This is a genomic window from Methylobacterium sp. JK268 (genome assembly GCF_054052225.1).
Map to the genome: position 1 here is coordinate 60335 of NZ_JBSVZN010000037.1, position 12603 is coordinate 72937.

11 protein-coding genes are annotated in these 12603 nt (G+C 67.9%); 2 read left to right on the top strand and 9 right to left on the bottom strand.

Going from position 1 to position 12603, the window contains the following annotated elements; translation table 11 throughout:
• Positions 1-141: 141 nt before the first annotated feature.
• The 7 genes from ACW9J6_RS29095 to ACW9J6_RS29125 form a co-directional block, all read right to left on the bottom strand.
• Positions 142-2193: an ATP-binding protein gene (locus ACW9J6_RS29095; RefSeq protein WP_457119835.1), complete on the bottom strand. Its 2052-nt coding sequence runs from the start codon at positions 2191-2193 to the stop codon at positions 142-144.
• Complete coding sequence (locus tag ACW9J6_RS29100) at positions 2190-3710, bottom strand: ATPase domain-containing protein (protein ID WP_457119836.1); 1521 nt, start codon at positions 3708-3710, stop codon at positions 2190-2192. Before ACW9J6_RS29100 ends, ACW9J6_RS29095 begins: the two co-directional genes overlap by 4 nt.
• A 716-nt stretch (positions 3711-4426) precedes the next feature.
• On the bottom strand, positions 4427-5935 hold the full coding sequence (locus ACW9J6_RS29105) for a LuxR C-terminal-related transcriptional regulator (protein WP_457119837.1): 1509 nt from the start codon (positions 5933-5935) through the stop codon (positions 4427-4429).
• Positions 5936-6118: 183 nt separating this feature from the next.
• Positions 6119-7777 carry an ISL3 family transposase gene (locus ACW9J6_RS29110; RefSeq protein WP_457119838.1) on the bottom strand — a complete coding sequence of 553 codons (1659 nt, stop codon included), beginning with the start codon at positions 7775-7777 and terminating at the stop codon, positions 6119-6121.
• 45 nt (positions 7778-7822) lie between these two features.
• Complete coding sequence (locus tag ACW9J6_RS29115; RefSeq protein WP_457119839.1) at positions 7823-8200, bottom strand: substrate-binding periplasmic protein; 378 nt, start codon at positions 8198-8200, stop codon at positions 7823-7825.
• Positions 8201-8921: 721 nt separating this feature from the next.
• Positions 8922-9089, bottom strand: coding sequence for a hypothetical protein (locus tag ACW9J6_RS29120; protein ID WP_457119840.1), 168 nt, complete (start codon positions 9087-9089; stop codon positions 8922-8924).
• Positions 9090-9688: 599 nt separating this feature from the next.
• Positions 9689-9949 carry a hypothetical protein gene (locus tag ACW9J6_RS29125; RefSeq protein WP_457119841.1) on the bottom strand — a complete coding sequence of 87 codons (261 nt, stop codon included), beginning with the start codon at positions 9947-9949 and terminating at the stop codon, positions 9689-9691.
• 344 nt (positions 9950-10293) lie between these two features.
• On the opposite strand from ACW9J6_RS29125, the gene ACW9J6_RS29130 reads away from it, so the two are divergent.
• Positions 10294-10539 carry a hypothetical protein gene (locus ACW9J6_RS29130; protein ID WP_457119842.1) on the top strand — a complete coding sequence of 82 codons (246 nt, stop codon included), beginning with the start codon at positions 10294-10296 and terminating at the stop codon, positions 10537-10539.
• 271 nt (positions 10540-10810) lie between these two features.
• On the opposite strand, the gene ACW9J6_RS29135 is transcribed toward ACW9J6_RS29130, so the two are convergent.
• Entirely contained in the window at positions 10811-11023 is a 213-nt protein-coding gene (locus ACW9J6_RS29135) for a hypothetical protein (RefSeq protein WP_457119843.1), read from the bottom strand.
• Between the two features lie 168 nt (positions 11024-11191).
• Between ACW9J6_RS29135 and ACW9J6_RS29140 the strand changes: the two genes are divergently transcribed.
• Positions 11192-11395, top strand: a complete 204-nt coding sequence (locus ACW9J6_RS29140) for a hypothetical protein (RefSeq protein ID WP_457119844.1) — start codon at positions 11192-11194, stop codon at positions 11393-11395.
• Between the two features lie 12 nt (positions 11396-11407).
• On the opposite strand, the gene ACW9J6_RS29145 is transcribed toward ACW9J6_RS29140, so the two are convergent.
• Entirely contained in the window at positions 11408-12535 is a 1128-nt protein-coding gene (locus ACW9J6_RS29145) for an HGGxSTG domain-containing protein (protein WP_457119845.1), read from the bottom strand.
• Between the last annotated feature and the right edge of the window lie 68 nt (positions 12536-12603).

Genomic DNA, 12603 nt, shown 5'->3' on the forward strand with positions numbered 1-12603 from the left:
CGGTGGTCCGAGTGGCGGAGTACGGCCGGAGGCTCGAGCGATCGGGACCAGACGCCTGGGTGGGCGAACCTCAGGCAGACGGTCTGGCTGCGCCTCGCGGGTGAGGGCTTGGCCGCTCTCCCTTATCCGCGCGGGGTGACGTCAGCCTCCCGCCGCACCGAGCACAAGCCGCAGCGACCGGGCGAGCTCGTCGCGGCGGTAGGGCTTGTTCAGCACCGGGAGTTCACCGCGGCCGATCACCTGCCCCTCGTCGAGATTGGCGACGTAGCCCGAGGTCAGCAGCACCTTGATGCCCGGCCGAAGACGTTGCGCCTCTAAGGCCAGCTGTGAGCCGTTCATGCCCCCGGGCATCACGACGTCCGAGAACAGGATGTCGATGCGCTCCACGTCCCTGAGGTGCTCGAGCGCCTCGGCGGCGTTGTGGGCGACGATGACCCGGTAGCGCAGCTCCTCCAGGCTCTCGACCGCCATGGCCAGCACCTGCTCGTCGTCCTCGACCAGCAGGACCGTCTCGCCCGCGCCGGCGCGCCGCAACGGGATGGTCCCCGCCGGTCCGGCACCCGCCTCCTCCTCGGCCTGGTCGGTCGAACGCGGGATGTACAGGGTGACCATGGTGCCGCGGCCAACCTCCGAGTCGATCTGCGCGAAGCCCTGGGCGCTGCGGGCGAATCCGTAGACCTGGCTCAACCCGAGCCCGGTCCCCTTGCCGACCTCCTTGGTGGTGAAGAACGGCTCGAACACGCGCTGGAGCTTGTCCGGCGGAATGCCGCCGCCGGTGTCGCTGACCGACACCGCCACGTAAGGGCCAGGCGGCACGCCCTTGTCGGCGACGGCGGCCGTCCCGAGGTGCACGTTTCGGCTCGCCACCGCGATGCGGGCGTGGCCGTCCCGCCCTTCCATGGCGTCGCGTGCGTTCACCACCAGGTTCAGCACCGCCGCCTCGAACTGGGCCGGGTCGATGCGGATCGGGTCGAGCGCCGGGTCCAGGTCAAAGGCAAGCTCCACGGCCCCGCCCGCGGCCCGCTCGGCCAGCGGCTTGAAGTCGAGGAGCAGGCGGTTCGGGTTCAGCGTCTGCGGCCGCAGCATCTGCCGGCGCGAGAAGGCGAGCAGCTGCTGGGTCAGTTGCTCGCCGCGGCGGGCCGCGCCCATGGCCGCCTCGGCCAGCCGCTTGACCCGGTCGACCTGCTCCGGCCGGCGCAGCATCATGTCGAGGCCGCCGACGATGACGGTGAGCAGGTTGTTGAAGTCGTGGGCGACGCCGCCGGTGAGCTGCCCGATGGCCTCCATCTTCTGGGCCTGGCGCAGCGCCTCCTCGGTCACCCGCTGGTCGGTGCGGTCCATCAGGATGCCGGCAATGCGAAGGGGGTTGCCAGCTTCGTCGCGGTTCACCTGGCCACGCATCGCGATCCAGCGCACAGCGCCGTCGCGACGCCGGATTCGGCACTCGAAGTCGAGCGTGCCGGTCTCCAGGGTCGTGGCGAACGCCCGCTCGGCGGCCGCGCGGTCCTCCTCGACGATGTGGGCGAGAAGGGACTGCCGGTCCCACGTCGGTCCCCCGCCCTCGTAGCCGAACACCGCGTCGAAGCGGGGGGAGCGGCGGGAGACACCCGTGCCGTAATCAAGGTCCCACGAGGCCATGCCGGCCGCGTCGAGCGCGAAGGCGAGGGTCTCGTGCGCGGTCTCGACCTCCCGGGTGCGCTCGGCCACGCGCCGCTCCAGATCCTCGTTGGCGTGCCGGAGCTGCTCCTGGGCCCGCTCGCGCTCAAGGAGGAACTCCCGGGCCTGGTACTGACGGCGCCGGGCCCGGAGCGCCGAGGCCGCCGCGCTGACGAGCGTCTCGGCGTTCACCGGCCGCTCCAGCAGGATGACGTTGCCAAGCCGGGCGAGGCGATGCGCCGCGCGCTCGGAGCGGCGGCCGGCTTGGCGGGTCGCCAGCACGATGAACGGGAAGTCCGACCAGGCTGGCTGCGCGTCGAGCCAGGCGAACAGCGCGTCCAGGTCGCCGTCCAGCGCCTCCTCCGTAACCAGCGCCGCGCCGGCGCCAGCCGAGAGGGAGGCGAGCCAGGCGCCCAGGTCAGGGCAGGTCTCGGCGCGCGTTCCGACCCGGGCGAGCACATGCTCGGTGACGGCGCCGTCGCGCCCGCGCGGCGCCAGGATCAGGACGCGTTCCTCGTGCGGGTGCAGGGCGGTCACCGTTCGCCACCCGCTGCGGGGGGCGGTGACGCCAACATCTCCACCTTGCCGCGGTAGGCCGGCAGGCCGGAGAGCACGCCCTCGAAGTCGTCGAGCGCCTCGCCGACCTGCAGCCCCCCGGGCCCGAACCTCAATTCCCGGATGGTGCGCTCGTGCGCGTTGACGCGGCTCTTCACCACCGAGAGCGCGCCGCGCACCTGTCCCTGAGCCTCGAAGAAGCGGAAGAGGAGGATGCAGTCGCTGAGGTAGCTCAGGTCGACGTCGGTGCGCATGTCGCCGATGACCCCGTGCTGGCCGAGTACCAGGAGCGTGGTGACGCCCTGCTGGTTCAGGTAGCTCAGGAGCTCGTGCATCTGCAGGATGAGGAACTCCTCGCCCGGCATCGCGTGCAGGTAGGCGTTCAAGCTGTCGACGACGATGAAGGTCGAGCCGCGCTCCTCGACGGCCTGGCGGGCCATGCTCGCGAACTCGCCCGGCGACAGCTCCGCGGGATCGATCTGCGTGATGGTCAGGCGCCCGGCCTCGACGTGCGGCCCGAGGTCCATCCCGAGCATCGCTGATCGGGTGAGCAGAGTGCCCAGACCCTCGTCGAACAGGTAGTAGGTCGCGCTCTCCCCGCGCTCCAGCGCGGCCAACATGCAGCGGACGGCCGTCGTGGTCTTGCCGATGCCGGACGGGCCGAGCAGCAGAGTGTTGGTGCCCGGCACGAGGCCGCCGCCGAGCAGCAGGTCGAGCTCGGCCGAACCGGTCGACTTGCCCGCCGGATCGAACGTGGAGTGGTGCTCGGCCGCGATCAGGCGCGGGAAGACCCGGATGCCGCCGGTCTCCAGGATGAAGTCGTGGTAGCCGCCGCGGAACTTGATGCCGCGCATCTTCACGATCCGCAGCCGTCGCCGCTCGGGGCCGTACTCGCGCGGAGCCTGGTCGAGGGACACCACGCCGTGGGCAATGCTGTGGAGCTGCACGTCGCCGGTTTCGGAGGTCTTGTCGTCGAGCATCAGCACGGTGCAGGCGCGCTTGGCGAAGTAGCGCTTGAGGGCCAGGATCTGCCGCCTGTACCTCAACGGGTTCTGCGCGAGCAGGCGCAGCTCCGAGAGGCTGTCGAACACCACCCGATCGGGCTGCTGCTCGTCGACGCGCGCGATGACCTCACGGACGGTCTCGCCGAGTTCGATCTCCGAGGGGTGCAGGATCGACTGCTCGCTGTCGGGGTCGAGGCCCATCTCGTCGACGAGTTCGTAGACGTCGATGCCGTCGAGGGTCCAGCCGTGGGTCGCCGCGGCCGCGCGGAGCTCGTCGGTGGTCTCCGACAGCGTGACGTAGAGGGTGCGCTCGCCTCGCGCCGTCCCCTCGCGCAGGAACTGCAGGGCCATCGTGGTCTTGCCGGTCCCGGGGGTCCCCTCCAGCAGGTAGAGCCGGCTCGGGGTCAGGCCGCCGCAGAGGACGTCGTCGAGGCCGGGCACTCCGGTGGGGATCCTGGCTTCCGCACCGGCCGGGTGGTTCGTCGCGGGTTCCATCATCGGCTCGGTCGAGGCTCCGTGGCATGGGGCGAGCCCCTCCATGCATTTAGCTAGGGCCCTGCTTTATCGCTGTCAGCGCAGGCGACAACGCATGGTGGGGATCCCGGGCTCCCGTGAACCGGCGCGGCTGTCGACGTCCGCTGATCGACGCGGCTTGCCAAAGATCGGCTCAGCGCAGCATGGCCGGAGCGAAGGAACAGAGCGACGCAAGTTGTGCACGCTGGACCTGAACGTCCAGCCTCGACGGCACCTGTCGGGTGACGAGCGGCTACTCCTGAGGCGGTGGTCCAACGGCAGAAACCGGCGCATAGCCGATTAAGGCGGACGCGAACTCCTGACCCAAAACCGCCGCTGGCGACCCGCGTCAGGAATGTCTGATTGCGAGGGTTTTCCGAACATTTGATTTCGTGACACGGTTTCCTGACATCCACTGCTGCGGGCGCCTCTTGCGGCATGCCCGTCAGCCGAAACTGCTCGCTGGCGTGTAAGGTTTTCGGTCGTTTTGTTGACACTCCGACCCAAGTAGCGGAAGGGCCGTTCGGGGTGGTGAGGCGTCATTGGGGTGACGCCCGAAAGCCGACGTTCGGCTGTGCGCCCATTGCCGCCGTACAGCGGTCCGCGGCTGCATCCCGGAAGCGGACGTCGAAAGAGCGTAGGCATCGGTCTGGATCGCGCAACTTCCGGACTGGCAATCAGAGGCGCCGGGTTGCAACCTAGTCGCCGTCCTGAACGGCAGGGCGCACGCCAACCGCTGTCGCGATGAGAACGGCCTCGGGTAGGTTGTGGACGCCGAGCGCCTCCATGACCCGAGCGCGGTGGATCTCCACCGTGCGCGGGCTCAGGCCCAGCGTGCGGGCGATGGTCTTGTTGGTCCCGCCCGCGAGCAAACCTTCCAGCACAGCGCGCTCGCGCGCTGAAAGCGCCGCGACCCGGGCACGGGCCTCGTCGTTCCCGCGCACCCGATCAGCCTCGACGTGGATTTCGGTGAGCGCCGTCTTGACGGCGAACAGCAACGCTTCTGGTGCACAGGGAACTTCGAGGAAATCGACCGCTCCCGCCTTCATGACGCGGACCCCGAAGCCAATGTCGCCGCCGCTTGTGCCGACCGCCACCACTGGCAGGTGCTTGCGCATCGCCTTCAACTCGCTGGCGACGACTAGGTCGCCATCTTCCTTCAAGTCGAGCACGACGCAGCCCGGTATCAGCGAACTCTTCAATGTGAGGAGGGCCTGCCCGCTCCCAAAGGCCCGCACTTCGTAACCGGCGGCTTGCAGAGCGCCGACGAGGCTGCGCCGGGCGTGGTCCTCAACCGCGACCACGTAGGCGCGCAGGCCGGTGTCGGTGGTGATGTCCTGCGCGATCCCGCCCGCTGACCGGCTCCGTCCGTCGATGCCCGGGATCGGGAAGAAGGTGTCGCGGATGCGGCGCACCGCGTGGTCTGAGGCGCGCTGGATGCGGTACTCCAAAACGAGTGTCTCGCCGCCGCCGACCCGCTCCAGCGCCTGTGCGGCGGCGTCGCGGTCCTCCGGGTGAACGCTGGTGAGCCAACTCGCGAGGTTCGGCATGTCCTCGGCGGGCATGCCCCAGACCTGCGCGAAGGCGGGGCTGAGATAGTCGAGCCGTCCGCTCTCCAGGTCGGCGAGCCAGAGCACGTTCGTCGAATGCTCGGCGAAACGCCGGAAGCGCTCCTCGGTCAAGCGCAAGGCACTCACCTTGTGCAGGCGGTCGATCACCGGCCCCAGGATGATGGCGTAGGTGCGCAGGAACTCGGTATCCTCTTTGCCGAAGTCGCGCGGTTCGGTCGCGTCCACCTGCAGCAGGCCGTAAGCCTTCCAGCCGGGCACGAAGATCGGCACGTTGGCGAATGCGATGACTCCGGCCTCCTTCATGAACGCAGGGACATCGAAGCGCTCCTCCTTGCCGATGTCCTGCGTGATGGTGGGCCTGCCTTCCGTGATCGCGAAGGTCTCGGAGGAGCGCTCGCTCATGGGTAAGCGCAGCCGACCAACGATGCCCGGTTCCCAGCCGACGCCAGCCCGCACGAGGAGGCTTTGCCTGTCCTCTTGGATCTCCAGGATCTTGGCGCGGGTGATGCCGCAAGCCTCGGCGACGAGACGGCAGGCTTCAGCCAGCACCTCGTCGAGGTTCTCGCTGCGCAGGACGAACTCGCCGAAGTCGGCTAGCACCTGCTGGCGCTTCATCATCTGCTCTTGGCTGGGCATCGGAGTTCCCCGGCGCTGAGCGATCAGGCGCTGGTCAGCGAAGAACCGTAGCTCGGACCCTGCGCAGCACCTCAACCACTTGTGTACGCGCGAGCCAGGGCTGGGTCCAAGCCCAGCCCACCGTACTGCCTGGAAGCGACTGGGATTGCCCCGGCTCGGTGGCTCTTGCTCACTTTTCGTGGTTCACGCGGCGAGGATCATGCGGCGTTTGAGGAGATCCAGACCCGCACGTCCGTAGCTCTGACGCTTGATCAGCTTGAGCCGCGTGATCTGGCCTTCGGCCTGTCCGCTGCTCCACGGCTCAGTCAAGGCTGCCCTGACCGCGGCGCCGTCGCTGTTCAGGCCCGAGGCGAACGTCGCGATCGCGGGCGCGCCGCACGCCCGCGCCTGCGCGATCCATGCATCGATGTCCGTCGCGCCGGCCTGGCTTGCGGCCGCAATGCCGCCTACACCGGCGGTGCGCACCAACGTCGTGAAGCGGCGGGCCAGATCAGCGATGGCCCGGGCGGTGTCGTCCTGCTCGACGCGGGTCACCACGGCGGCGTCGGCTGCCTCCAGCGCCGAGAGCGGCTGCACGAGAAGCCACGCGAGTTGCCGTGCCGGCGGCAACCGCGTGTCCTCCGCAGGCCGATTGGGCGTGACGCTCCTCTCGTGGCGTGGCTTGCGGCCCGATCGAACCGGCCTCGTTCGGCGTTCGGCGACGAAGCGGTGCACTTGCCGGCTTGTGCCGGGGTAGCCGCACTCCCGGATCTCACGCCACAGCGCCATCGCGTTCTCGCAGCCCTCCCCGATGCGCCCCACGAGGTACGCGACGTGCGGATCGAGCAGGCTCGGCCCGGCACCGTGGGGCAACCGGGCCGGGAAGGTCTCGGCGCTCGCGAACTTGCGCACCGTGGCACGAGCCAGCCCCATGGCGCGGGCGATCCCCAGCAACGTCTCGCCGCCTGCGCGCCGGCGGCGCACCTCATCGTAGAGGGCCCGCCAGCGCGCTCTGCTCTCGGCACCCGCTTCCCGCTCCGGTGTGCTGCGGGCGAAGGCGCGATCACGCCGGGCTGGAGGAACAGCGGATCCGGGGACGGGCGGCAGACGCCGGAGCTGCGCGTGGGCGCCGTGCAGCCAGCGCTCGACGGCCTGCCGCATGTTGGCGAGCAGGTGCCACCGATCGGCTACCTGCTGCGCCTGAGGAGCGCCGAGGCTCGCGCCGCGTGCATACTCAGTCGAGCGATCCCGGGCGACGACTTGGATGTGGGACTGACGTTCGAGCCAGCCGGCGAGGGTCGATGCGGTGCGATCAGGAAGAATGTCGATCACGCGGTGACGGTCGAGATCGACCACGATGGTGCCATAGCGGCTGCCCTTCCTCATCGCCCAGTCGTCGATGCCGACGTGGGTGGGCGGTGGCGCATCGGGCATCGGCATGCGCGCGATGAGCCGCAGCACGGTCGCCCGGCTGACGGGCATGTGCAGGTGCTTGAGGAGACGCGCACCGTCCGCACCACCACAGGCGATGCCGACCTGTGCCTGGGCGTCAGCGAGCCGTCGCGTGCGCCGGGCGCGTGGTCCGAGAAGGTCAGATGGGGTCTCGGCGAACGTGCGGCGGTGGCAGGCCGGGTTGCGGCAGTAGAACCGCCTCACCTCGATACGCAGGGCGGTCTGGGACACCGACAGCGGCAGGTCGGCGGGATGGCGATGGTAGCGGCTGTGGACGGACCGACTGGTACGGCCGCAGTCTGGGCAGCGCCGGCTCGCTGCGTCCAGGCGCACCGGGATGACGAGGCGGTCATGGGAGTGTTCGACGGCGGGCTCAACGCGGCATTCGGGAATGGCGAAGGGGATGTGCATGCCACCCACGATGGGGCCGGCGGAGCGGGCCATCATCGGGCCGAGTCAATCAACCGCCGTCCACGAAAAGTGAGCAAGAGCCACAGAAACGGGGCAATCCCAGTCTATGATGGAGACGACCAATCCGTCGCCGCCCTTGACGACGGGCTCAGAGAACTCCACGAGCGCGGCGCGTTCGGGGGTCGCCAGGACGTTGGCTGCGATCACGTCGATGCGACTACTCGTCAGCGCGGGGATCAGTTCAGTGAATGCCATCGCCAGGAACTGGATCGACACACCTGCCTGCTGACCGATGACACGGATGAGTTCTACCGAGACACCTTGGTCGGCGCCCGACTGCGCATCCCGAAAGCTGAAAGGGGCGCCACCTGGATTGACGCCGACACGCCATGTTTCTTGAGCACGGCTTGGATTGAAGGCCACGGCAGACACCGCAAGGGACGCAAGGAGCGATCGACGTAGCATGCGTCCCCCATGAGCTTTCAGCTGGTCGGCGCCATTACAGAGCGGGCTCACCCGCGATGCTACAGCATCGAGCCTCAAGTTGTAGCCTATCGCTTGGCTGCTGTCCGCACTTGGGGCACCCCAAGGCTGAAGTCTCGGTCCTGTTCACTCCCGGAGGGCCACCTCAGGGACGGACCACATTCCGGTTTCCTAACGACGCCAGAAGCTGCTCGAACTCACGCGTGACACACGTGGCCAAGCGAGCTTCAGCAGGGTACTTCACGAAGTCGAACGTGTGGGCGAAACACTCACGAGCGGACTTTCCCGACACTCGGTGCGAGGATCTCCTTCGGGTCCAGGCTTGTGAAAACTCGGACGCGCCCCGAATTTTAGAACAATCTTCTGCGCGGCCGCCGTTCAGGTGCCGTGAACGGCAGCAGAGAAGCCGTCATGATCCTATTCCGGCGCTCCCCAGGGTGGGCGAGGGAAAATCCTTCTACGGCCTCTGCGTTTTCACAAAGGCTCGGTCGAAAGCGGCCCCCCCACATGGTTTTGACCCTACTCGATCCCGCTACGCGCCGCGGTGATCGACCGACTCTCCGCGCTCGAGGCCGAGCGCGCGGGGGCGCTTCAGGCGCCTCCTGCCCTTCCCGCCCCGGTCGAGCCGCAGCCGCGGATCACCTTGGCCACTGTCGGCGGTCTATTCAGCCCGGCACCCGTACTCCGCCAGTTGCCGGCGCCGTCGCTCCTGACGCTCGGCGGCGCTCTCGACCAAGGGCTCGTCGTCGTCGGGGGCGACTTCGTTCGCGACACGGCGCCCCTCGATCCCGGCGTCGCGGTTCGCGCCGTCCCGCAGGAGCGCGCACATCGGATCCTCGCGCGGCGCCGGCTGGGGCCGGGCAGGCGGCGGTGTGAGCGACTGAGCGCTCGCAGTCGTCGCCCAGGCAGCGAGAACCAGAACGACCGAAGTGGTCCGGGATCGGATCATCGGCACCTCCCTCGAGTTGGCAGCCGACTTCACCTCACCCTTTCACCGGATCCGGTGCGCTGCATCACGTCGCGGTTGCCGACACTGCTCAGGGCGTGTCGCAAACTCGGCTCCGGCCTTTCCGATCGCGCGATTGTCCGTCGGGCCGGTGTCTCCCCACAGACCGTGGGCAACATCAGGAGATCGCAGGGATGAGGAGAACCATCCACTCCGGCGTTCTCATCGGGCAACGCGCTGGATCGTTCGTTTCAGTGGCTCACCGCTCGCATCAGCTCGGAAGAGGCATTGGGTGCAAACAGGACCGGCGCAATGTAGCTCCACGCGATCAGAACTGCTCCTGCAGTGATGACCCTGATAATGTCCAGCATGATTTGCTCCCTCTTCGCGGTCGAAGACCGCTCGTTGAGCCAATCGATGATGCTAAGCTTTCGCGATATGTTTACGTGAGGCGCCACTACGCGTTTGTAAGGCTGGCGATGTCAAGACGCAGTGCACACGCACAGCGGCTTTGCCGCTACCGCGGGTGCGAAGGCGTGGGCGCGTCGGCTCACGCCCGGCCACTCGTGCATCCGTTGCACCGGGATCCTGATCTCTATCAGCAGATCATCGTCAAGGAGACCCTGCGCGATCTCTAATTGCGCCTCAGGGAAGGTGCCCAGGATCGCGGCCGCGGCAGCGTCGATATGAGCGTCGCGGTCGGGGCCTCGGTCGATCAGCACGTGCTTCAGGATACGTAGCATGACCGGACGGATCGCACAGCCGTTGCGCTGCCGGTAGTGCGTTCAAGCCTCGATCGGGCGCTCCTGCAGGCACTGAAGGCCGTTCTGTGGACCGCCGCGTCTTTCAACACCCCCGATCCCGCCAAAGCCCCCTAACGGGCTGCCATTCGTCGCCAGGGAGCTTCTTTGGCCGAGACTGCGGGACCGGACGCTCTCAGCCTCGTCCTCAACCAAGTGCTCGCGCTCGGCCCCGCCCGTGCCGAGGTCCGACGAGCACTCCTCGCGGAGGCATGGGCCGGCCTCCCAGGCCGACCGGCGTCCTAAATCCCTGGCCTTTGCCATGGGACACCCCTTAGGAGAACGGGATGACATATACCCTCGCCCCCTTGGCTCCCGGTGCTTACGACGTCCTGCTCGATGGTGAGATCATCGCGAGCCTCGTTCGAGAGATGCTGCCGGGCCACCGCTTACCAGCCTGGGAGGTCGAGTTGCTGACGTGGTCGCCGAGCGTGGTGCCACCAGGGCCGTTCCTCAAGCCCGTTCATAGCTTCGCGAGCTTCCCGGACGCGCTGGCGTGGCTTGGAATTCCGGCCACTGATTGGGCGAACTAACGCAATAAGGGCTTTTATCGCACTGCAACATATGTGATTGTGCGGTGCATGAATTCTAGCCTTAGCAGTAAACCTGAAGGTGCAACCTCGAACCGCAGCCGTTGTGTGTCCGTCACCTGCAAATCGTGTGGCACCCTGCCGACCTGCGAGAAAGAGCGGGAACACGTCTACCAGGACCTTTTCTGCTACGCTTGCGGTCAGCAACAGGAGGCGGAACTGGATGACTAAATCCGCTTCTGGGCACTCCCGGTCTATTCGGCCACCCTCAGCTTCACGGGGCTGTGACTGCTTCGGTGAGGTCGGCGAGCGGAAGCTGCGAGTGATGAATACCTGCGGGGGCTGCCTCGGGCGGGTGCGGCACGGGCGGGAAGACATCCAGGAGGCCGCGCGCGACACCGCGGAGCAGACCACCGTACGAGGATCCAAAGTCGACCGGGTGATGGACCGGGACGATGAACGGACGGTTGGGCTTGGCAGTCGACATCGCACTGATCCCTGCGGACGGTCCGCGTGATCCAACCTAGGTAGGTCTGAGCTGTTCCGTGTCGACTTTGGGGTGCGAGAGTGCGGCTGCCGCCCCGACAGAGCAGTCATGACCCCGGGGCAATGCCGAAGCTTGGCCACCGGAGCCTGGATATGCGATGGTCCGGATATGATTGACGACAGCCAACTCCCCTTCGTGATCGAGGTTCTGCCCCTGACCGCGCCTCAGGGGCAGTTCGGCTGGGCGATCCGCAAGCACGGCAAGCTCCTGGAGCGGTCTGACCGGCCGTATGAGACCGAGGCCAAGGCGCATGCCCGGGCGCTCGCAGCGGTGGAGAAGATGGCCCACCCAGGAGCAGGTGACCGGCGCTGATCCGCCTGCGGGTTACCCCTCGCGGTTTGCCAGCCACTCCTCCGCCGCCCGCATCGCGGCCCTGAGATCCCGCCCAGCCTGAGCGATGGCCCGCCGAAGCACCATGCTCCGGGCGGACCGCTGCCCGTGCTTCCAGTTGCCCCGCCGCGCCCTGGCGAGCCCTTCCGGGGTCCGTGGGCCGGTGCTGGCGCCCCCGTGCATCCGACACTTCCCACTCGCAATTGCGGGCCCGCGGCAAGACCCCCCATCCCGACGCCTCGCCCCGCGTCGCGGCGCTGAGAACGCACCGCGCAGCCGCTCGCAGGGACACGGCGCACGGGCGCCGTCGATTGAATTCACCCTCGCCCCCCGGTCTTGCCGCGGCCTGCCCTCCCCGCGTGCGACCGTGCCCGCCACGACCGCCTGTGCGCCCTCGTTGATGTGGTTGTGCTGGACCACTACCACCTGCCGACCGCCCGAGCGCACCCGCTGCAGTGTGAGCATCCCGGCCTGGAACGAGTTGTTCAGCCGGGACACCGTGCCGGCGAGGCGGGCGACCTCGACACACGCGGCCTGCTTCTTCGCGGGGTCAGCGTAGACCATCGCACCCTCAAGCATCTGGCCCATGACCGCCGCCACCTTCATGGACAGGACGTGGGTGGTCCCGAGTTGGTGGGCGAGCATCCGTTCCAGGCTGTCGCGGGCCTGAACAGTGCCGGCCGCGTCGATCGCGACTTCCAGGCTGCCGGCCTGCTGCAGGAGGTCGAAGCGGTTGCGGCTAGCGTCGGCGCCGACAGCGTCCGGATTGGCGAGGGTATCGAGAAGCGCGGGCAGCGCGTCCGAGATGAAGTCCTCGGACGGCAGCAACTCGCCCCCTGCGGCACGGCGCGTGCCGGCCGGAAGCGGCGCCCGGGCTTCTGCCTCCAACCGATCCGAGAACGAGGACGAGGCGCCCATGTCCTCAGCTCGGATGCGGGCAGCGGCCAGGAGGCGGGACCCGATCTTGGGCTTTCGCGTCATGAATACCTCTGTTCCGACACTCAGCATAACTACTTCGAAAACCCTCAGTCTTCCCGCCGACCGACGTTTGATCTCTATTCTCTGTGGGTATGTCAGTGTGTCGGCTTGTGAGTGCGGCTGAGCCTGTGCGGCGCAGCACATGGCACAAATCTCCCCAAGACTATCTTCCTCCGAAATTTTCGCGAGCACCGATGGCACGCCGAAACCGG

What these genes read in the sequence shown, in the direction of transcription:
- ACW9J6_RS29145 (WP_457119845.1), bottom strand. Translation starts at nt 12,535, where the DNA reads ATGTGCTGCGCCGCACAGGCTCAGCCGCACTCACAAGCCGACACACTG.
- ACW9J6_RS29120 (WP_457119840.1), bottom strand. Translation starts at nt 9,089, where the DNA reads ATGTGCGCGCTCCTGCGGGACGGCGCGAACCGCGACGCCGGGATCGAG.
- ACW9J6_RS29135 (WP_457119843.1), bottom strand. Translation starts at nt 11,023, where the DNA reads ATGTCGACTGCCAAGCCCAACCGTCCGTTCATCGTCCCGGTCCATCAC.
- ACW9J6_RS29105 (WP_457119837.1), bottom strand. Translation starts at nt 5,935, where the DNA reads ATGCCCAGCCAAGAGCAGATGATGAAGCGCCAGCAGGTGCTAGCCGAC.
- ACW9J6_RS29125 (WP_457119841.1), bottom strand. Translation starts at nt 9,949, where the DNA reads ATGCTACGTATCCTGAAGCACGTGCTGATCGACCGAGGCCCCGACCGC.
- ACW9J6_RS29100 (WP_457119836.1), bottom strand. Translation starts at nt 3,710, where the DNA reads ATGGAACCCGCGACGAACCACCCGGCCGGTGCGGAAGCCAGGATCCCC.
- ACW9J6_RS29110 (WP_457119838.1), bottom strand. Translation starts at nt 7,777, where the DNA reads ATGCACATCCCCTTCGCCATTCCCGAATGCCGCGTTGAGCCCGCCGTC.
- ACW9J6_RS29140 (WP_457119844.1), top strand. Translation starts at nt 11,192, where the DNA reads ATGATTGACGACAGCCAACTCCCCTTCGTGATCGAGGTTCTGCCCCTG.
- ACW9J6_RS29130 (WP_457119842.1), top strand. Translation starts at nt 10,294, where the DNA reads ATGACATATACCCTCGCCCCCTTGGCTCCCGGTGCTTACGACGTCCTG.